The sequence below is a fragment of the Streptomyces sp. NRRL S-1813 genome, assembly GCF_000719605.1.
Lineage (GTDB): Bacteria > Actinomycetota > Actinomycetes > Streptomycetales > Streptomycetaceae > Streptomyces > Streptomyces decoyicus.
On the sequence record NZ_JOHB01000007.1, the window covers coordinates 20,524 to 40,177 of the forward strand.

Consider the following 19,654-nt stretch of genomic DNA (forward strand, 5'->3'; position numbering starts at 1 on the left):
AGCGACACGATGACGGACACCATGCAGGACCGGACGGCCGGCACCACGGAGAGTTCCCGGACCGTCGCGGTCACCGGAAGCGGGCGCGGACTCGGCCTGCTCATCGTCAAAGCGCTGCTCGACGGCGGGTCCCGGGTGCTCGCCAACTACCGCACGCCCACGGACGAACTGACGGCGCTGCACGAGAGCCACCCCGGCCGGCTGCATCTGTGCCAGGGCGATATCGGCGAGGAGTCCGCGGCCGAGGCGCTGGTCGCCGCCGCGCGCGGGCTGGGCCGGCTGGACGCGGTGATCCACAACGCCGCGATCATCCGTGACCAGCCCCTGGTCACCATGCCCGTGGCCGACTGGGACGCGGTCCAGCGGGTCAATCTGCGGGGCAGCTTCCTGGTGACCAAACACGCCCTGCGGCTCATGATGCGTCAGCGCTACGGCCGCATGGTCTATGTCTCCTCCGGTTCCGCGGTCCTCGGCAATGCGGGCCAGGCCGCCTACGCGGCGAGCAAGGGAGGCCTGCTGGGCCTGTCCAACACCGTGGCGCAGGAGTACGCGCGCTACCGCATCAGCTCCGTCGTCCTGGCCCCCGGCCTGCTCGACACCGGTCAGGGTGCCGAGCTCGGCGAGGACCTGCGGACGCAGAAGGCCGGGCGGTCCCTGCTCGGTGCCGGCCGGGGGGAGGACATGGCCGCCACCGCCGCCTTCCTGGCCTCCGCGCAGGCGGACTACATCAACGCGACTCTGATCCGCGCCGATGGCGGCGTGGCCTACTGACGCCCCTCACGGGACCTGGACACCTGGAGCGAGATCCGGCGCACGCGACCCGGCCTCGAACCGGCACACCCACTGCTGCGGAATATCCGGCCTGACGTGGTCGGGGCCGCCGGCCCGCACGCCGCCCGAGTACAGGCGCGCATAGCGCTGCTTCCAGTCGGCGTTGTCGAAGACGGACCAGTATTCGTAGCCCCGGACGTCGACCCCGGACTCCATGATGCGGTGCAGCCAGGAGAGCTTCGCGGCGAGCAGGGAGCGGCGCCGGTCGTCATCGGGCCGGCCGCGGTCGTCGACGACTTCCTGGTCCTGGAGCCCGTGGTCGGTGACGTACAGCGCGGGCAGCAGAGCGCCGTAGAGCTCATGAAGGCCGGCCAGTCCGTCCGCCAGGGACTCCGGGAATATCGACCAGCCGTAGGAGGTCGTCTCCAGGTCCGGGAACGGCACCACCGCGAAGTCGAGCCGGGACAGCAGACGGTTGAGGTCCCGCAGGGCGTCGAAGGGCGCCAACTGGTCGGACATGTCGGCGAGGTTCTCGGGCCCGGTGACACAGTGCGGGGCGTGCCAGGAGACGCCCAGGAAGTCCTGCGGGGTCGCGATGATCTGCATGTCCCCGGGCCGGACACAGCCCAGATCCCCGATCGGGGAGTCACCGGTTTCCGTCGTGAGATGTTCGCCGAAGAAGAGGGGATCGAGGAAGAAGCGGTTTCCCCAGAACTCCATGCGTTCGGCGGCCTGCCGGTCCCAGGGGTCGTCCGCCGCAGGGTAGGCCGCCACCAGCGAGGTGGTCAGCCCTGCCGGACCCGTCGCACCCGCGGCGCGCAGTGCCCGCAGGGCCAGGCCGTGCCCCAGCAGCGCATGGTGAACGGCCGCCAGCCCCTGCGGGCCGGCCCCCCGCTCCGTGGAGAACATCCCCGCCACCCGGTCGGCGAGCGTCGGAGCGGCGATGTCGTTGACGGTGACCCAGCGCGCGACGCGGTCCCCGAAGCGCCGCCCCATCTCGCCCGCGTAGTCGGCGAACCGCTGGGCGGCGTCTCTGACCAGCCATCCTCCCGCCGCGTCCAGCCAGCCGGGCAGGTCCATGTGCACCAAGTTCACGCAGGGTTGCACGCCTTGGGCGAGCAGGGTGTCCAGGACACGGTCGCAGCGGTCGAGCGCCGCACGGTCCCAGGTGCCGGGGCCCTCGGGCTGGAGGGCCGACCAGCCGAGCGAGAGCCGCTGAGAGGTGGGTTCCGCGCCGGTCACCTGCCGGACGTCCGCCGCCCACCGTTCGAATCGCGGAGATCTCCGCACGGCCGTGTCAGGGTGGTCCAGGCCGGCCGCGCTCCGTTGAGTGGCGCCGCCCCATACAAGTCCGTCGAGTCCCGCGAGCTGACATCGATCGCGCGTATCCGTCATCTCTACCCCCGTTTACTTCCTTGGGCACGCCACCGACGTGCGCCAAAGGGATCCCGGGGACACCTGGCCGAAACCTCGACGCCGCGTCCGTGCGGCGCTGCTTTCTTCGCCCCCCGACGAGATCCCACCATCGGGGATCATCGTCGCATCCAAGAAACACGTCAAGCGAGCGGCCCGAGTTGAGGCGAACCCGAGACTCGGAAAGTTGAATTCGAGACGATCTCGCGCGCGAAGATACCCGGCCGACCCCGGATTCCTCGACCGAATTACCCGCACAGTAATGAGACGATAAAGGGTTGTGCGGCTCCGCTTGTTTATATGCAACGTTGTTCCAAAGCCAGCGGGCCCGCGGACGGACCAAGCCCCCTCGAAGACCGGGAACCCGCACCTCCGCACGTCACCGGCAGGCACGGACCGCGCGGCGATCACGGCTGATCGGCGGGCCGCGAGGCACGGTGGGGGCCGGGCCGCGGCCTGGGATCCGTCCGCCGAGCGGACGGCACACACACATCACCGACGGGGCACCCCGGGGCTCCGCTTCAGCAGGCCCGGATCACCGGTCCGCGGGCCGACGCCGCACCCTGCGACTTATTTTCTCCGCGCCCTCCGGCGACATACTTCCGGCAACCGGAAAGTGCGCGGGCTCACCCCGGTCGGTACCGCCGCGACCCCGCGCACTCATGACGATTCCCGGCGCTTTCCTTTCGTGCCGCGGAACTCCCGAAAGCCCGGCGCGTTCACGAGAATTCCCCCGCGGCCGGCGGAAGGGACGCACACCGGAAAACCGGAAAAGCCCGGCGCGCTCCGTCGAAGGTGCCACCCCGCCGCAGCCTGCTCCCGTACGCGGCCGCACTCGGGGCCGGCCGCCCCTCCCGCCCGGAACCCGGCGCGAAGAAGACGAACGTGCTCACGGGCAACAGAACAAGCGCAACGCTTTCCCGCCCCGACGGGCGGATGGCGCCGGCGGAAGTGCGCGGCGCCGCGCAAGCCGCCCGCACCGGAGGAAGGAAAATCCAATATTCAAGTTACCTCGGGTATGCGTCACGGGTACGCCCTTCGATGACCGTGCGGGGCATCCGCCGCGTCACGAAGAGGCCGAAGCAACTGCGCCCCGCCGAACATCTCTTCGGCGTCCCGTGGTCCACGACCGTCCGAAACTCCCGAAGCACGCTGCGGCGCTCTCGACTTGACGGCCGCTCAACCGGCCGGGGTGGCTTCGTCCGCGCTCCCCCGCAGGCAGGCGAGGCGCTTCCCAGGTACCGTCATCGCGGCACTTCACTTGGTAATCACTGATATTTCCGGCACGGCTTTTCCGCCCGCGTGACACTCGCCTGCGCACCATCAAAGACTCATGCGTTCGCGGCGTGTTCCCGCGCGCGGCATGAGCCTCGGCTCTATATGGTTGTTTGTTCAAGGTCTCAAAGCTGCGGCTGCGCAGTGCCCGGAGCCGGACTTGAACCGGCACGGCCCGTAGGCCAGCGAGGTTTAAGCTCGCCGTGTCTGCATTCCACCATCCGGGCCTGGGTTCCCCCATGCCACCCCAAAGAGGCAGCACGAGCGTAGCCCGCAGCGCACGACACAGATCGGCCGCTCTTCCCGAGGTTGTCTTATTTTATTGGCAACTGAGGGTGCATCAGTGACCGGTACAGGCCTTGGGCACATGCCTGAAGCCCCCCTTCGTCATGACGCGCCCGCGCACAATTCCGTGCCCGAATTGACGGAAACTCGACGCCTTCTCAGCGCCCCCGTCACCCCGACGGGCACGCCCGTCCGACTACTGCGGACGCGGCAGCGCCCTCAGGGGCCTTCTCCTCCCCAGGGATGACCACGCGCGGCACTGCTACCTCCCAGGTGTGGCCGAGGACGGGCACAGGGGTTGACGTCCACACCCCCCGCGCTGTCCCACGATGGAAAGCGTCTGCATTCCTCCGCGACAGCCGCCCTCGTGGCCCTCGCCGTCCGGTCCCTCGTCCCGACAGGAGCCCCTTCCCGTGACCACCACCCACTCCGGCGTCTCCACCGCCACCCGCGCCACCGCGGCGGCCGCCCGCGCCACCGACCTCACCAAGGTCTACGGACAGGGCGAGACCCAGGTGGTCGCCCTGGACGCGGTCTCCGTCGCCTTCCACCAGGCCCAGTTCACAGCGATCATGGGCCCCTCCGGATCCGGCAAGTCGACACTGATGCACTGCATGGCCGGACTGGACGCGATCTCCGGCGGTTCCGCCACGATCGGCGACATCGAACTGACCGGGCTGAAGGACAAGAAGCTCACCCAGCTCCGGCGCGACAAGATCGGCTTCATCTTCCAGGCGTTCAACCTGCTGCCGACGCTGAACGCCCTGGAGAACATCACCCTGCCCATGGACATCGCCGGCCGTAAGCCCGACCGCGCCTGGCTGGACCGCGTCGTGGAGACCGTCGGGCTGTCCGACCGTCTCAAGCACCGCCCCGCCCAGCTCTCCGGCGGCCAGCAGCAGCGGGTCGCGGTCGCCCGCGCGCTGGCCTCCCGGCCCGAGATCATCTTCGCCGACGAACCCACCGGAAACCTCGACTCGCGCTCCGGCGCCGAGGTCCTCGGCTTCCTGCGCAACTCCGTGCGCGAACTGGGCCAGACCGTGGTGATGGTGACCCACGACCCGGTCGCCGCCTCCTACGCGGACCGGGTGGTCTTCCTCGCCGACGGCCGGATCGTCGACGACGTGCCCGACCCGACCGCCGACATGGTGCTGGAGCGGATGCGGCACCTCTCCGGGGGTTCCGCCCGGACCCCCGGCCCCGGCGCCCAGGGCCGTACGACCTGACCAGCAGCCGCCACCCTCACTTCGGACCACTCCTCCAGGACTGAACCACCATGTTCCGTACCGCCTTGCGCAATGTGCTTGCGCACAAGGCCCGGCTGCTGATGACCGTCCTCGCCGTGATGCTCGGCGTGGCCTTCGTCTCCGGCACCCTGGTCTTCACCTCGACCATCTCCGACGCCTTCCGCACCAGCTCCCAGAAGAGCTTCGACCATGTCGATGTCGCCGTGCGGCCCTCGTCGCCCGACGGGCCTCCCGGCACCCGGACCAAGGACCCCCGGCTCGACGGCAAGGCGCTCGACACCGTGTCCCGTCTCCCCGGCACCGCCTCCGTCACCGGCATCGTCACCGGCTTCACCGGGATCGGCGACAAGGACGGCAAGCTGATCGGCTCGGGCGGGAGCCGCGGCAGCAACTACTTCCCCGGCAAGGACGGCAAGGACGCCCGCTACCCGCTGAAGCAGGGCACGGCCCCCACCGGCGCGGACCAGTTCGCGCTGGACGCGGGCACCGCCGCGAAGGGCGGCTACCACGTCGGCGACACCGTCCGGATATCCGCCGACGGGACGGTCCGGCAGCAGAAGCTGACCGGCATCTTCACCACCGACGACGGCCGGGTCGCCGCCGGCGGCTCGCTGGCCCTGTTCGACACCCGGACCGCGCAGAAGCTGCTCGGACTGTCCGGCGGATACAGCGAGATCGACGTCGAGGCCGCGGCCGGGACGTCCCAGGCCGCACTCCAGCAGGCGATCGGCAAGGCGCTGCCCAAGGACAGCGCCACCACCGCCACCGGCAAGGAACTCGCCGGCGCCGAGGCCAAGATGATCGACGACAACATGCAGGGCATGAAGACCGCGCTGCTGGCCTTCGCCGCCGTCGCGCTCTTCGTCGGCATCTTCCTCATCGCCAACACCTTCACCATGCTGGTCGCCCAGCGCACCAAGGAACTGGCGCTGCTGCGGGCGGTCGGCGCGAGCCGCCGCCAGGTCACCCGCTCGGTGCTGATCGAGGCGTTCTTCGTCGGTGCGATCGCCGGAGTCTCGGGCCTGGCGGCCGGAATCGGCATCGCCGCAGTGCTGCGGGAGGTGCTGAACGGCTTCGTCGCGAAGTTCCCCGAGGGGCCGCTGGTGGTCTCGCCCTCCACGGCCGTCGCCGCCCTGGGCATCGGCACCGTCATCACGGTGCTGGCCGCCTGGCTGCCCGCGCGGCGCGGCGCGAAGGTTCCGCCGGTCGCCGCGATGAACAGCGTGCACGCCGTCGCCGGCACCAAATCGCTGCTGGTCCGCAACACCATCGGCGCGCTCATCGCGGGCATCGGCACGGCCTCGGTCGTCGTCGCCACCTCCGTGTACGAGGGCGACGACTCCAGCAAGATCATGCTGGGCGGCGGCGGGATGCTGCTGCTGGTCGGCGTGTTCATCCTGACGCCGCTGCTGTCCCGTCCACTGATCGCGCTGGCCACCCCCGTTCTGCGCGCCTTCGGCATCTCCGGCCTCCTCGCCCGGCAGAACGCACTGCGCAATCCGCGCCGTACGGCCACCACCGCCTCCGCGCTGATGATCGGGCTGACCCTGATCACCGGCATGACGGTGATCGCGGGCAGCACACAGAAGGGCATCGACAAGCTGGCCGTCGATGCGCTGAAGGCCGACTACACGGTCTCGATGCAGGGCAACACGCAGCTGCCCACCACCGCGGAGAAGAAGGTCCGCGACGTGCCCGGCGTCACCGCCTTCACCCCGCTGCGCGCGGGCATGGCGACGATCGGCACCGGCAGCGCCGCCCGGCAGCCGACCCAGCTGACCGGGGTGGACGGCGCACAGTTCGGCTCGCTCGTCCGGCTCGACATCAGCGAGGGGTCGCTCGGCACCCTGCGCGGCGACCGGGTCCTGGTGGACCAGGACACCGCCGCCCAAAAGGGCTGGCGGGCCGGCTCGCGGCTCCCCGTGACGTTCGAGGACGGCAAGACGGCCACCCTGACCGTCTCGGGTCTCTACAAGGCCAACCAGATGCTCAACGGCGTCTTCCTGGACAACCGCACCCTGGCTCCGCACCAGAAGGACATCAGCGACAAGCAGCTGCTGGTCAAGATGGCCGGCGGCGCGACCGACGCGCACAAGGACGACCTGGTCGAGGCGCTCGGCAAGAACCCGGCGGTCACGGTCGCGGACAAGAAGGACGTCTCGAGCGCCATCGCCTCGATGTTCACCCTGCTGCTGAACATGCTCTACGGCCTGCTGGCCATGGCCGTGATCGTCGCGGTGCTCGGGGTCATCAACACCCTGGCGATGTCGGTCTTCGAACGCTCTCAGGAGATCGGCATGCTGCGGGCAATCGGCCTGGACCGGCGCGGCATCAAGCGGATGGTGCGGCTGGAGTCGCTGGTCATCTCGTTGTTCGGCGGGGTGCTCGGCGTCGGGCTCGGAGTATTCATGGGCTGGGCGGTCGGTCAGCTGATCGGCGCCCACCTGCCCACCTACGAACTGGTGCTGCCGTGGGCCCGGATGGGCCTCTTCCTCGGCCTGGCCGCACTCGTCGGCGTACTGGCCGCCCTGTGGCCGGCGTTCCGGGCGGCGAGGCTGAACGTGCTGGCCGCCATCAAGGCCGAATAACGCCCCCGGCCCGGCCCCGGTGCCCGCCCACCCGCTCCGTCACGGCAGCGGGTGGGCGGACGGCGTTCAGCCGCGGTGGGTGCCGGTGCGCCAGTCGCGCGCCCGCAACGGCATCCCCGAGGCCCCGGGCTCCGGCGTACGGACGGCCAGCACCTGGTTGACTCCTATCCGGTTGCGCTCGAAGGACAGCGCGCACGCGGCCATGTACAGCCGCCACACCCGGGCCCGCCCCACGGACGTGAGCCGCGCGGCCTCGTCCCAGTGCTGCTCCAGGTTGGCGACCCAGCGCCGCAGCGTCAGCGCATAGTGCTCCCGGATCGCCTCCACGTCCCGCACCTCGAACCCGGCGTCCTCCAGCTGGCCGACGGTCCGGCCGAGCGGTGCCAGCTCACCGTCCGGGAACACATACCGGTCGATGAACTCGTCGACGTGGTACGTCTCCTCGTCGGCCACCGGCCGGCGGGCGATCTGGTGGTTGAGCAGCCGTCCGCCGGGCTTGAGCAGGGAGTACAGCGCCTCGGCGTACTCCGCGTACTGCGTCCGGCCGACATGCTCGGCCATCCCGACCGAGGAGATGGCGTCGAACGGCTCGTCCTTGATCTCGCGGTAGTCCTGCACCCGGATCTCGATCAGGTCGGCCAGCCCGGCCTCGGCGATGCGCTTTCGGGCGAAGGTGGCCTGCTCCTCGGAGAGCGTGATGCCGACCGCCCGTACGCCGTACTCGCGGGCCGCGTGCAGCACCATCGAACCCCAGCCGCAGCCGACGTCGAGTAGCCGCGCGCCCTCCTGGAGCCCGAGCTTGCGGCAGATCAGGTCGAGCTTGTCGCGCTGGGCGTCCTCGAGGCTGGTGACAGCATCTCCGGCGGTCTCCACGCTCCCCCAGTAGGCGCACGAGTAGACCATCGACGGGCCGAGCACCAGGGCGTAGAAGTCGTTGCCGACGTCGTAGTGGTGGCTGATGGCTTCCTTGTCACGCCGCAGGGTGTGCAGCGGTCCACGCCGGCGTCTGACCTCTTCCGCGGGCGGCGGCGGCGGGACCGGGACGCCGGACAGGGTCAGCATCTCCCGGGCGGCGGCGCGGATCTCCGGGCGGGCCAGGGCGCGCAGCACGGCGGCGCGCTGCGGTTTGGGGGCGTCGGTGCCGCGCTCCCAGATCAGCCCGGCGAGCACATCGAGCGCGGCGTAGAGATCGCCCTCGATATCGAGGTCACCGGCCACCCACGCACGGGCCAGACCCAGCTCACCCGGCTTGAACAGCAGCCGCCGCAACGCCCGGCGATGGCGGATGACGAGTGTGGGTGCCCCCGGCGGGCCGGACTCGCTGCGGTCCCAGGCGCGGATGCGTACGGGGAGCGGGGCTCCCAGCACCTCCTCGGCGAGCTTGGTGAGCCGTCCAGCGGCGTCGGCCATGTCGCACACCTCCGTGTTGACGAGTCGGGCAAAGAAGTTTCACCCACCACGTAAACGCCAATGGGGCGCCCAGATAGTCCCGTTCACACGCAAGAGAACCGCACACCGCCCGGTTTTCGCCAGAGCGGACACGCCAAAGGGCGTCCGCCCCACGGATGGCGGACGCCCTTCGGGCTGGTCGGAGTACCCGACCGGGAATTCAGGAAGCCTTGGCCTTGGTCTTGTCCCCGGCCTCGGCGGCGGTCGGCGGGGCCGGCGCCGGCTTGGCGGCCTCGTAGAACTCCTCGCGGGGGTTCTCCATGGCGCCGAGCGAGACGACCTCGCGCTTGAGGAACATCGCCAGCGTCCAGTCGGCGAAGACCCGGATCTTGCGGTTGAACGTCGGCATCGCCATGCCGTGGTACGCGCGGTGCATGTACCAGGCGAGACGGCCCTTGAGCTTGATCTTCATCTTGCCCATGACGATCATCGCGACGCCCTTGTGCAGGCCCAGACCGGCGACCGCACCCTTGTTGGCGTGGCTGTAGTCCTTCTGCGGGAAGCCGCGCATCCCGGACACCACGTTGTCGCCGAGGATCTTGGCCTGCCGCAGCGCGTGCTGCGCGTTCGGCGGGCACCAGGCGTTCTCGTTGCCGGCCTTGCGCCCGACCAGGTCGGGGACCTGCGCGTTGTCGCCGGCCGCCCAGATGTAGTCGGTGCCCTGCACCTGGAGGGTGGTGCCGGTGTCGACGTGGCCGCGCGGGCCGAGCGGCAGACCGAAGCGGGCCAGCGCCGGGTTCGGCTTGACGCCCGCGGTCCACACGATGGTGTTGGAGTCGACTTCGAGGCCGTTGTTGAGCTTCACGTGGCCGTCGACGCAGGAGTCCATGCCGGTCTTGAGGTAGACCTCGACGCCGCGGCTCTCGAGGTGCTCCTTGCCGTAGGCACCGAGCTTCGGGCCGACCTCGGGGAGGATCTTGTCGGCGACGTCGACCAGCAGGAAGCGCATGTCCTCGCGCTTCACGTTGTTGTAGTACTTCGCGGCATCACGGGCCATGTCCTCGACCTCGCCGATGGTCTCCGCACCCGCGAAGCCACCGCCCACGAAGACGAAGGTCAGCGCCTTGCGGCGGACGTCCTCGTCGGTCGTGGAGTCGGCCTTGTCCAGCTGCTCCAGCACGTGGTTGCGCAGGCCGATGGCCTCTTCCACGCCCTTCATGCCGATGCCGTTCTCGGCCAGACCGGGGATCGGGAAGGTACGGGAGACCGCACCCATCGCGATGACCAGGTAGTCGAAGGGCAGCTCGTACGCCTCGCCGACCAGCGGGGCGATCGTCGCCACCTTGCGGTCCTGGTCGATGGTCGTGACCCGGCCGGTGAGAACCTCCGCCTTGGGGAGCACACGTCGTAGCGGAACCACGACGTGGCGGGGGGAGATGCTGCCGGCCGCAGCTTCAGGGAGGAAGGGCTGGTACGTCATGTACGAGCGCGGGTCGACGACCGTGACGGTCGCCTCGCCGTACCGCATCTTCTTGAGGATGCGACGTGCCGCGTACAGGCCTACGTACCCACCGCCTACAACGAGGATCCTGGGACGCTCCGTGGTGCTCATGCAATCGAGTATCCACCCCCACATGGGGGGTCGCTCGTGAGCCCCTTCACAAGCACTCGGGAGGCATCTGCTACACTCCGCCGCTTTCGTGACCGACGCCATAGTCCAATCCGGAACCACCATGTCATGCGAGGCGTTGGAGACCCCTGTTGATCAGGGATTGTCGCCCGTCCGACGGAGGAACCAGCGCCTGCACGAGCGCGCCGCCCGCGCATCGGCAGCCGCGCATTTTCCGGGTCCGGACGCCCTGAAGCCTTCGAATGAGGGTCGGACGATCAGATTGTTCGTCCAACGGGAGGCTTTTTCATGTGAAGGATTTCACGAACTTTCTCCGCGGACCTGTCCGCGGGACCTCCCGGCGCCCCCCGAAGGGCGCTCGGACGGGATACCCGCCGCTCGAAAGGCCACGCGGCAGAGGCCCGTTGCCGGCCTCTGCCGCACTCCGAAGTGCCTCAGCCGGCGAGGCTCCAGGCGATGCCGTCCAGGATGTCGTGCTCGCTGACGACGACCTCCCCGGCGCCCGTCCGCTCCATGATCGACAGCAGCACGAGCGCGCCCGCGGCGATCACGTCGACCCGGCCCGGGTGCATGACGGGGATGGCCGCGCGCTCGGCATGGGTGGAGGACAGCAGCATGTCGGTGATCTCGCGGACCTTCGCCAGGGAGATCCGGGAGTGGTGAATGGCCTCGGAGTCGTACTGGCCGAGGCCCAGCGCGATCGCGGCGACCGTGGTCACGGAGCCGGCCAGGCCCACGAGGGTGGCCGCCTCGCCCAGCGGGACGGTCTCCTCGGCCCGGTCCAGTGCCGCCGCGACATCGGCCTTTATGGCCGCGATCTGCCCCGGGGCCGGCGGGTCGCTGATGTCGCCGCCGTGCACCAGATGCCGCTCGGTCATCCGTACGCAGCCGACGTCGACCGAGCGGGCGGCGCGTACGGACTCGCTGCCGAGGACGAACTCGGTCGAGCCGCCGCCGATATCGACCACCAGGAAGGGCCGCTGAAGATCCTCGCGGGCGGTGAGCTCCTTGGTGGCGCCGTTGAAGGAGAACTCGGCCTCCTGGTCACCGGTGATCACCTCGGGCTCCACGCCCAGGATGTCCACCACACCGCGGACGAAGTCCTCGCGGTTCTCGGCGTCCCGGGAGGCGGAGGTCGCCACGAAGCGGACCTGCTCGGCGCCCAGGCCCTTGATCACCGCGGCGTACTCCCGGCAGGCCGCGAAGGTGCGCTCCAGGGCCTCGGGCGCCAGCCGCCCGGTGCGGTCCACGCCCTGGCCCAGCCGGACGATCTGCATCCGGCGGTCGAGGTCCTTCAGCTCGCCCGTCACCGGGTCGGCGTCCGCGACCAGCAGCCGGATGGAGTTCGTACCGCAGTCGATGGCGGCGACCCGCTTCACTTGGCGTCTCCTTCGGGAGCGTCCTGGGCTCCGGGGGTGTCCTGGCAGGGGGTCACGCACGGCCCCTTCTTCCACCACTCCGGCAGCATCGCGAGGGCCTCGTCGCCGAGCGGGTTGACGCCCGGCCCGGCCGCCAGCGAATGGCCGACGAGGACATGCAGGCACTTGACCCGGTCCGGCATGCCGCCCGCGCTCGGGAAGCCTTGCAGCACGTCGATGGCGTCCCGCCGCCGGATGTAGTCCTCATGAGCGGCCCGGTAGGCGGCGGCCAGCTCCGGGTCGGCCGCCAGCCGCTCGGTCATCTCCTTCATCACGCCGTTGGCCTCCAGCGTGCCGATCGCGGAGGCCGCGCGCGGGCAGGTGAGGTAGTAGAGCGTGGGGAAGGGCGTGCCGTCCTCCAGGCGCGGCGCCGTCTCGACGACATCCGGCTGCCCGCAGGGGCAGCGGTGCGCGATGGCGCGCAGGCCGCGCGGCGGGCGGCCGAGCTGTTCCCGGAAGGCGGCGATGTCCGCGTCGGTGGGCTCGGTGGACTCGGTCTGGGGCGGGGGCGTGTCCATGTGCGCTTTCGGTGAGGTGAGTGGTGAGGTGACGGCGGGCCGGGGCGGGCCGTCCCGTGCCGACATTACGGGCTGCCGCCCGGCGGTGGTACGGGCAGGCCGCGGCTACCGCTTGTCGGCCGCGTCGACGGTGTCCCACAGCTTCTCGTACCAGGGGCGCTGCGCCGCCTGCGGCCCCTTCGGTGCGGAGCCGGTGCCGGAGCCGTCCTGGACGATGTATCCGGTCTCGCCCGGCATGACGTAGTGCAGATGCCGGCGGGCCTGCTGGCGTACGTACTCCGGGTCCTGCCAGCGGGCCTTCTGCTCGCGCAGCCGGTCCAGGGCGGCGCCGGCGTCCTGGGCCCTGCGGCGCTGGTCGGCGATGTCGGAACGCTGGGAGACGTACTGCCGTATCGGGTAGGCGAGGGCGACGACCAGGGAGCACATCACCAGCGCCAGCAGTGCGGCACGGCCGGTGAGGCGGTTGCGGCGGGGCGGGCGGGCTCGGTAGACGCGGGCGGCGGCCTGCTCGCCGAGCGCCTTGAGTCGGGTCGCGGTCGAGAACCGGTCCGCGGGCACGTCGTCTCCCCTTCACTGACGGACGCCTGACTGCTGAAGCAGACGCGTCCCCGGCAACGGTACGGGACCGTCGCCGGGGACGTACGGGGTGCTGGGCGGTTGTCTCGCCCGTTCAGCCCTTGCCGCCCCGGTGGGCCGGGGCGGCGGGCCGCCGTAGGTCAGCTGCCGTGACGGAACCGCGGGAAGGCGGAGCGGCCGGCGTAGACCGCGGCGTCGTCGAGGATCTCCTCGATGCGCAGCAGCTGGTTGTACTTGGCGACGCGCTCGGAGCGGGCCGGGGCGCCGGTCTTGATCTGGCCGCAGTTGGTGGCGACGGCGAGGTCGGCGATGGTGACGTCCTCGGTCTCACCGGAGCGGTGCGACATCATGCACTTGAAGCCGTTGCGCTGGGCCAGCTCCACGGCGTCCAGGGTCTCGGTCAGCGAGCCGATCTGGTTGACCTTCACCAGCAGCGCGTTGGCGGAGCCCTCCTCGATGCCACGGGCGAGGCGCTCGGGGTTGGTGACGAACAGGTCGTCGCCGACGAGCTGGACCTTGGCACCGAGCTTGTCGGTGATGACCTTCCAGCCGGCCCAGTCGTCCTCGAACAGCGGGTCCTCGATGGAGACGAGCGGGTAGGCCGCCACCAGCTCCTCGTAGTACTCGGTCATCTCGGCGGCCGAGCGGTCCTTGCCCTCGAACTGGTACTTGCCGTCCTTGTAGAACTCGGAGGCGGCGACGTCCAGCGCGAGCGCGATGTCCTGGCCGGGGGCGTAACCGGCTTCCTTGATGGCCTCGAGGATGAGGTCGAGCGCCTCGCGGTTGGAGCCCAGGTTCGGGGCGAAGCCGCCCTCGTCGCCGAGGCCGGTGGCCAGACCCTTGGTCTTCAGGACCTTCTTGAGGGTGTGGTAGACCTCGGCGCCCCAGCGCAGCGCCTCGGAGAAGGACTCCGCGCCGATCGGGGCGATCATGAACTCCTGGATGTCCACGTTGGAGTCGGCGTGCGAGCCGCCGTTCAGGATGTTCATCATCGGGACGGGCAGGACGTGCGCGTTCGGGCCACCGAGGTAGCGGAACAGCGGGAGGTCGCTGGCCTCGGAGGCGGCGTGCGCGACGGCGAGGGAGACGCCGAGGATGGCGTTGGCGCCGAGCGAGCCCTTGTTGTCGGTGGCGTCCAGGTCGAACATGGCCTGGTCGATCAGCCGCTGCTCGGTCGCGTCGTAGCCGACGAGCTCCGGGCCGATCTGCTCGATGACGGCCAGGACGGCCTTCTCCACGCCCTTGCCCAGGTAGCGGTTCGGGTCGCCGTCGCGGAGCTCGACGGCCTCGAAGGCGCCGGTGGAGGCGCCGGACGGGACGGCGGCACGGCCGGTGCTGCCGTCGTCGAGGCCGACCTCGACCTCGACCGTGGGATTACCTCGCGAGTCGAGAATTTCGCGGGCTACGACGACGTCGATCGACGGCACGTTGTCTCCTTCGTGGGTGTCAGGCGTTATGCGCATGAGCCTAACGGCCTCGGGCTCGTCCGCCTGCCCTTGGCCCGCTCTGTGGGATGGAAAGCCGCGCAAAGCTCCCCGAGGACCCAGCTCACGGGCGTTTGGGCACATTGTCGCTGAACGGGAACATGCGCCGAGCGGGAGCGGTCGGCGGCGTGCGGCCGCCCCGGCGTCGGTCCGGCCTCGGCCCGGGCTCCGTCCGGGCTCCGTCCGGGCTCCGTCCGGGCTCCGTCCGGGCTCCGTCCGGGCTCCGTCCGGGCAGAAGAAACCCCGCCCCGGCGCGCTCGGGGGAAGGGCGCGCCGGGGCGGGGCGGTCTCACGGGGGAAGGGGGCCCGCCGCTCGGGCCCGCCCGCGTCCCGGTGAGGGAGGGACTCAGACGTTGAGCTTCTGACCCGGGAAGATCAGGTTCGGGTTGCCGCCGATGACCGACTTGTTGGCCTTGTAGACCGACTTCCAGTCGCTGCCGTGGGCCTTGGCGATCTTGGCGAGGGTGTCGCCCGCCTTGACGGTGTAGTTGCCGTGGCCCATCGACTTGCGCTCGGTGGAGCGCGAGGCGTGCTGCTCGGGGGCGGCCGGGGCCTTCTTCGCCTCGGTCTTGCCCTGGTCCTGCTGGGGCGCGGACTTGGTCTGCGCGGAGCCGGAGGTGTCGACGTCGGCGGCCGGGCCACCGGCGGTCAGGTTGCCGGCACCGGCGCAGGACCAGGCACCCGGCCCCTGGATGGCGAGGAGCTTCTCGGCGGCGGCGATCTGCTGGGACTTGCTGGCCAGGTCGGCGCGCGCCGCGTACTGCGTGCCACCGGCGGCGGCCCAGCTGGAGTTGGAGAACTGGAGGCCACCGTAGTAGCCGTTACCGGTGTTGATCGACCAGTTGCCGCCGGACTCACACTGGGCGACCTTGTCCCAGGTGGCCACGGAGGCGGCAGAGGCGGAGGTGGCGCCCATCAGCGGGACGGCCACAGCAGCACCGGCGATGCCGGCGAGGGTGGCGACGCGGACGGCCTTGGACGGACGACGGTGCTTGCCCTTGATGATCAGCATGGTTCGTTCGTTTCCTCACCGACGCCTACGAGGTGAGCTGTCGGGTTCGGGCTGTGAGAAATCGCCCGGCCGCGTGCGCGTGGCGCACGTGGCTTCACCCCAAGCCGGTTGACCCGCTTTCACGGGTGGGGCCGGCACGTACCTTGGGTCCCCCGCTCCTGCCTTCGGCGCTTGCGCGTCAAGTGCCTCCGATCACCGGCAGGATTCGGCGTGTGATCAAAGGGCCCGCTTTGGCGAGCGGTCCTGACGTTAAGCAGTAACCGCCCTGGGGTTCAAACCCCATCATGTGAACCAAGTTGACCGTTTTTGATCACGGGTAGGTCACATATCCGCAGGTGAACCCCGGTTCGACGAGGTGGGACGAACCGGGGTTCACCGGAGCCAACGAGAGCCATGTCTCACTTTCCCCAAAAGCGGGCGAAGGCGGCGAACTACCCTGCCGCGTGCCCCAGATCGAGCAGTTGGCCCGGCTTGATCAGGTCCGCATCGGAGCCGATGACGCCCTCGTTGCCCTCGTAGAGCGCGGCCCAGCCACCGGGCAGCCGGTGGGCCTGGGCGATGGCTGACAGCGTGTCACCCGGCCGCACGGTGTAGTTGCCGTCGGCCGCCGGGCCCGTGCGGTGCGCGTCATCGCCCCGCGAGGCATGCCGGCCGCCGGCGGACCTGTCCTCGTCGTCACCCGCGCCGCCGCGGTGCTTGCCCTTGGAGGGCGTCTCCTGCGGGGTGCCGGTCGTGTCCGGACGGCTGCCCCCGTCGGACGGGTCGGCGGACTGCGACGGGTCGCCGTCCCGGTCGTCCGGCGTCGCCGGGTCGGACGGCGGCGGGTCGGACGGCTCCGGACTCGTGGACGCGTCGCCGGAGCGGCCGGAATCCGTGGCGTCGGGCGAGGGCGCCGGGTCGGACGGCTCGTCGCCGGGCTCGTCGCGCTGCTGCCCGGCGGAGTCCGGGTCGTCGTGCGTGCCGGACGAACCGGACGAGTCCCAGGGGTCCGAGGAGCCGTCCGCGTCCGACGGGGCGGGCGAGGGGGTGGCGACGCTGCCCGGGTCGACCTCCGGCGCGCGCCCGTCCTTGGCGAGACCGGCGCTCACCGCACAGCTCGACCACTGGTCCGGGCCGCGGGCGTCGAGGATCGACTGGGCCACCGCGATCTGCTGGGAGCGGCTGGCGAGGTCGGGGCGCGAGGCGTAGGCCGCGCCGCCGTAGGTGTCCCACAGCTCCTGGGTGAGCTGGAGCCCGCCGTAGTAGCCGTTGCCCGAGGCCGCGCTCCAGACGCCGCCGCTCTCGCACTGGGCGACCTTGTCCCAGGTCGCGGTGTCGGCGGCGTGAGCGCCGCTCGCACCGAGCAGTGGCAGGGCGATGCCGGCGCCGGTCACTCCCACCGTGACAAAGATGGCCGGTGCCTGACGGGGGCGACGATGTCGGCCGTTCCCGGAACGCATGCGGATGCCTTTCGCGCGGCGGTTGAGTTGTACGACGAGCTCGTCGAGCTGCTCGACGGGTCACCCGCCCGGCCTGCGCGCACGGGGCGCACCGTTACACCGGTCCCCCACATCACCGCTTCGGCCGATCGAGTGAAGCCGTCGATCGTCGGTCGAAAGGTAGCCGGGGTCACGGGTAGTCACAAGTCGGTGTAGTGGAGATCACGTAAAGGTCACACGGCTGACTCGGCGTCACTTTTGTCCTTTTCGCTGGTCAGGGCCGCTCGGGCCCGAACTCCACCGGCAGCGACCGCAGTCCGCGCATGATGAGCCCGCCGCGCCAGCGCAAATCGTCCGGTTCCGCGGCAAGCCGGATGTCCGGGAGCCGGTTGAGCAGCGTCGCCAGAGCGGCCTGTCCTTCGAGCCGGGCGAGCGGCGCGCCCAGGCAGTAGTGGATGCCGTGCCCGTATCCCAGGTGCTGGTTGTCACGACGGGTCAGATCGAGGATGTCCGGCTCGTCGAAGCGTGCCGGGTCGCGGTCGGCGGCGGCCAGCACCACCAGGACCGGGTCGCCCTTCGCGATCCGCTGCCCGGCCAGCGTCAGCTCCTCGGTCGCGAACCGCCAGGTCGCCAGCTCCACGGGTCCGTCGTAACGGAGCAGTTCCTCGATACCGGTGGTGAGCAGCTCGGTATCGCCCGCCGCCAGCGACTTCTGGAGCAGCTCCCGCTGGGCGGGGTGGCGCAGCAGCGCATAGATGCCGTTGCCGATGAGGTTGACGGTGGTCTCGAAACCGGCGAAGAGCAGGATGAAGGCCATCGCGGCGGCCTCGTTCTCGGTGAGGTGCTCGCCGTGGTCGGAGGCCCTGATCAGGCCGGAGATCAGATCCTCGTCCGGCTCCGCGGTGTCGCCCAGGGACTCGCGCTTGCGGTGGATCAGCTCGGCGAGATAGCCGCGCATCTTCTTCACGGACCGGGCGACACCGCCGCGCGGCCCCCCGCCGTGCCGGATCATCATGCCGGCCCAGTCGCGGAAGTCGTCCTGGTCCTCGCCCGGTACGCCCAGCAGATCGCAGATCGCGTAAATGGGGAGCGGAAAGGCGAACTCATGGATCAGATCCGCCTCCCCCTTCGCCGCGAACTGGTCGATGAGCTGGTCGGTCAGCTCCTGGACCCGCGGGGCGAAGGCGGCGACCCGGCGCGGGGTGAAGGCCTTCGAGACCAGCCGGCGCAGCCGGGTGTGGTCCGGGGGGTCGATGTTGAGCAGATGCGTCATCAGGTTCGCGCTGCGCTCACCGGGGATGCCGACCTTGCCCTTGCCGTGCGCGGCCTCGCTGTGATGCACCGGGTTCTTGGACAGCCGGCCGTCGGCGAGCGCCTGCCGCGCCTCGGTGTAACGGGTCACCAGCCAGGCCTCGACGCCACTGGGCAGCTCGGTCCGGTGCACCGGCGCATGCTCGCGCAGCCAGGCGTACGCGGGGTAGGGATCGGCGGCGAACTCCCAGGTGAACAGCTCGGGGGCGGGCGCGGCGGCGGGGCAGCCCGCGGGGGCGTCGGCGGAGGGGGCGTGGGGCTTGTCGTGCACCTTCCGACCGTAACCGCTGGGCGCACCACGGCGCGCCCGCGCACCGGCCGGGCCCGCAGCACCCCCGCGCTACGCCGTATCCACCCCCAGCCCTTGCAGGAACGCCACGGCCGCCGGCGACGGGCCGAGGCCGCTCCAGACCACCCGCTCGGTCCGCTCCGGCGCCGGCCGCACCCGCACGATGTGCAGCCCGGACAGCTCGGAGGCGATGGCCTCCGGCACCATTCCGACGCCGAGGCCCGCCCGTACCAGCTTCGCCAGGAACTCCAGGGTGGTCACCTCGAAGGCCACCTCCGAGGTCAGCCCCGCCGCACGGAACGCCTCGTCGCGCTGCCGGCGGGCCGCGGACCCCGCCGTGAAGTCCACAAAGGTCTCCCGCGCCATCCGCGACAGCGTGGTCCACTCCCGCCCCGCCAGCGGATGCCCCGGCGGGACCACGGCGACCAGCTCACCGCGCGCCAGCTCCTTCTCCCGTACGCCGACGGTGCGGGCGCCGGGCACCAGCCCGACGAAGGCGACGTCCAGCACGCCCTGGCGCACCTTCTCCAGGAGCGCATCGCTCATCTCCATCTGGAGGCTGATCCGCACCTGGGGACAACGCGTGCGGAAGGCGCCCAGCTCACGGGCGAGGTCCACGGCCGCGACGGTGGAGATCGCGCCGACCGCGAGCCGGCCGCGCACCTCGCCGGTCGCCGCCGCCACCTCCGCGCGGGCGCGCTCGGCCGCCTCCAGCGCCTGCCGGGCCACCGGAACGAAGGCCTCACCGGCGGCGGTCAGCCGGACGCTGCGGCTGGTCCGGTCGAAGAGCCGGGCCCCGAGCTCCTTCTCCAGCCGGGCGATCTGATGGCTGAGCGCGGACTGCACCACATGACAGCGCTCGGCGGCCCGGGTGAACCCACCGGTCTCGGCCACCGCGACCACATAGCGCATCTGCTGGAGCTCCATGTCCACCGATCCTAGCCAGCACTGATCTCGATCCACGATGGATGCGATGACAACGATGTGTTGGACTCATCGATCGGGCGGGCCCAGGCTGGGACGTGCCCGC

The 19,654-nt window shown here is 70.6% G+C and carries 14 protein-coding genes, 1 tRNA gene and 1 riboswitch; of the genes, 3 read left to right on the plus strand and 12 right to left on the minus strand.

What is annotated here, in order from left to right; translation table 11 throughout:
- The first annotated feature begins 9 nt into the window (after positions 1-9).
- On the plus strand, positions 10-771 hold the full coding sequence (locus IF67_RS0113255; RefSeq protein ID WP_051817985.1) for an SDR family NAD(P)-dependent oxidoreductase: 762 nt from the start codon (positions 10-12) through the stop codon (positions 769-771).
- A gap of 6 nt (positions 772-777) precedes the next feature.
- Here IF67_RS0113255 and IF67_RS0113260 read toward each other — a convergent pair whose 3' ends face one another.
- Together IF67_RS0113260 and IF67_RS0113265 are read right to left on the minus strand one after the other, a co-directional pair.
- Positions 778-2,166 carry a family 1 glycosylhydrolase gene (locus IF67_RS0113260; protein ID WP_078889409.1) on the minus strand — a complete coding sequence of 463 codons (1,389 nt, stop codon included), beginning with the start codon at positions 2,164-2,166 and terminating at the stop codon, positions 778-780.
- Between the two features lie 1,438 nt (positions 2,167-3,604).
- Positions 3,605-3,686: transfer RNA gene (locus IF67_RS0113265), tRNA-Leu, on the minus strand.
- Positions 3,687-4,157: 471 nt separating this feature from the next.
- Here IF67_RS0113265 and IF67_RS0113270 point away from each other — a divergent pair.
- Both IF67_RS0113270 and IF67_RS0113275 read left to right on the plus strand, forming a co-directional pair.
- Complete coding sequence (locus IF67_RS0113270; RefSeq protein ID WP_030985312.1) at positions 4,158-4,970, plus strand: ABC transporter ATP-binding protein; 813 nt, start codon at positions 4,158-4,160, stop codon at positions 4,968-4,970.
- Between the two features lie 50 nt (positions 4,971-5,020).
- Positions 5,021-7,579, plus strand: coding sequence for an ABC transporter permease (locus IF67_RS0113275; protein WP_030985315.1), 2,559 nt, complete (start codon positions 5,021-5,023; stop codon positions 7,577-7,579).
- Between the two features lie 66 nt (positions 7,580-7,645).
- On the opposite strand, the gene IF67_RS0113280 is transcribed toward IF67_RS0113275, so the two are convergent.
- The 10 genes from IF67_RS0113280 to IF67_RS0113325 all read right to left on the minus strand — a co-directional run bounded on the left by IF67_RS0113280 (position 7,646) and on the right by IF67_RS0113325 (position 19,551).
- Entirely contained in the window at positions 7,646-8,989 is a 1,344-nt protein-coding gene (locus tag IF67_RS0113280) for an SAM-dependent methyltransferase (protein WP_030985317.1), read from the minus strand.
- Positions 8,990-9,188: 199 nt separating this feature from the next.
- Entirely contained in the window at positions 9,189-10,580 is a 1,392-nt protein-coding gene (locus IF67_RS0113285) for an NAD(P)/FAD-dependent oxidoreductase (protein WP_030080449.1), read from the minus strand.
- A gap of 452 nt (positions 10,581-11,032) precedes the next feature.
- Complete coding sequence (locus IF67_RS0113290) at positions 11,033-11,977, minus strand: Ppx/GppA phosphatase family protein (protein ID WP_030985320.1); 945 nt, start codon at positions 11,975-11,977, stop codon at positions 11,033-11,035.
- Positions 11,974-12,534 (minus strand): DUF501 domain-containing protein, encoded by a 561-nt coding sequence (locus IF67_RS0113295; RefSeq protein WP_030985322.1) that lies wholly within the window; start codon positions 12,532-12,534, stop codon positions 11,974-11,976. The genes IF67_RS0113290 and IF67_RS0113295 overlap by 4 nt, the downstream gene beginning before the upstream one ends.
- A gap of 105 nt (positions 12,535-12,639) precedes the next feature.
- Entirely contained in the window at positions 12,640-13,092 is a 453-nt protein-coding gene (locus IF67_RS0113300; protein WP_030985323.1) for an FtsB family cell division protein, read from the minus strand.
- Positions 13,093-13,250: 158 nt separating this feature from the next.
- Positions 13,251-14,537 (minus strand): phosphopyruvate hydratase, encoded by a 1,287-nt coding sequence (eno, locus tag IF67_RS0113305; RefSeq protein WP_030985325.1) that lies wholly within the window; start codon positions 14,535-14,537, stop codon positions 13,251-13,253.
- Positions 14,538-14,940: 403 nt separating this feature from the next.
- Positions 14,941-15,606, minus strand: coding sequence for a transglycosylase family protein (locus tag IF67_RS0113310; RefSeq protein ID WP_030985326.1), 666 nt, complete (start codon positions 15,604-15,606; stop codon positions 14,941-14,943).
- A gap of 7 nt (positions 15,607-15,613) precedes the next feature.
- A riboswitch (cyclic di-AMP (ydaO/yuaA leader) is annotated at positions 15,614-15,827 on the minus strand.
- Positions 15,828-16,037: 210 nt separating this feature from the next.
- The gene (locus tag IF67_RS0113315) at positions 16,038-16,985 is read right to left on the minus strand and encodes a transglycosylase family protein (RefSeq protein ID WP_420708644.1); all 948 of its coding nucleotides are present in this window, start codon (positions 16,983-16,985) and stop codon (positions 16,038-16,040) included.
- Positions 16,986-17,298: 313 nt separating this feature from the next.
- A complete protein-coding gene (locus IF67_RS0113320; protein ID WP_030985330.1) occupies positions 17,299-18,606 on the minus strand; it encodes a cytochrome P450 family protein in 1,308 nt (435 codons plus the stop codon).
- Between the two features lie 69 nt (positions 18,607-18,675).
- Positions 18,676-19,551 carry a LysR family transcriptional regulator gene (locus tag IF67_RS0113325; RefSeq protein WP_030985331.1) on the minus strand — a complete coding sequence of 292 codons (876 nt, stop codon included), beginning with the start codon at positions 19,549-19,551 and terminating at the stop codon, positions 18,676-18,678.
- Between the last annotated feature and the right edge of the window lie 103 nt (positions 19,552-19,654).

Bases quoted from the DNA above. Each gene is read 5' to 3' on its own strand.
- IF67_RS0113255 (WP_051817985.1), top strand. From the start codon at position 10: ATGACGGACACCATGCAGGACCGGACGGCCGGCACCACGGAGAGTTCC.
- IF67_RS0113260 (WP_078889409.1), bottom strand. From the start codon at position 2,166: ATGACGGATACGCGCGATCGATGTCAGCTCGCGGGACTCGACGGACTT.
- IF67_RS0113275 (WP_030985315.1), top strand. From the start codon at position 5,021: ATGTTCCGTACCGCCTTGCGCAATGTGCTTGCGCACAAGGCCCGGCTG.
- IF67_RS0113280 (WP_030985317.1), bottom strand. From the start codon at position 8,989: ATGGCCGACGCCGCTGGACGGCTCACCAAGCTCGCCGAGGAGGTGCTG.
- IF67_RS0113285 (WP_030080449.1), bottom strand. From the start codon at position 10,580: ATGAGCACCACGGAGCGTCCCAGGATCCTCGTTGTAGGCGGTGGGTAC.
- IF67_RS0113295 (WP_030985322.1), bottom strand. From the start codon at position 12,534: ATGGACACGCCCCCGCCCCAGACCGAGTCCACCGAGCCCACCGACGCG.
- IF67_RS0113310 (WP_030985326.1), bottom strand. From the start codon at position 15,606: ATGCTGATCATCAAGGGCAAGCACCGTCGTCCGTCCAAGGCCGTCCGC.
- IF67_RS0113325 (WP_030985331.1), bottom strand. From the start codon at position 19,551: ATGGAGCTCCAGCAGATGCGCTATGTGGTCGCGGTGGCCGAGACCGGT.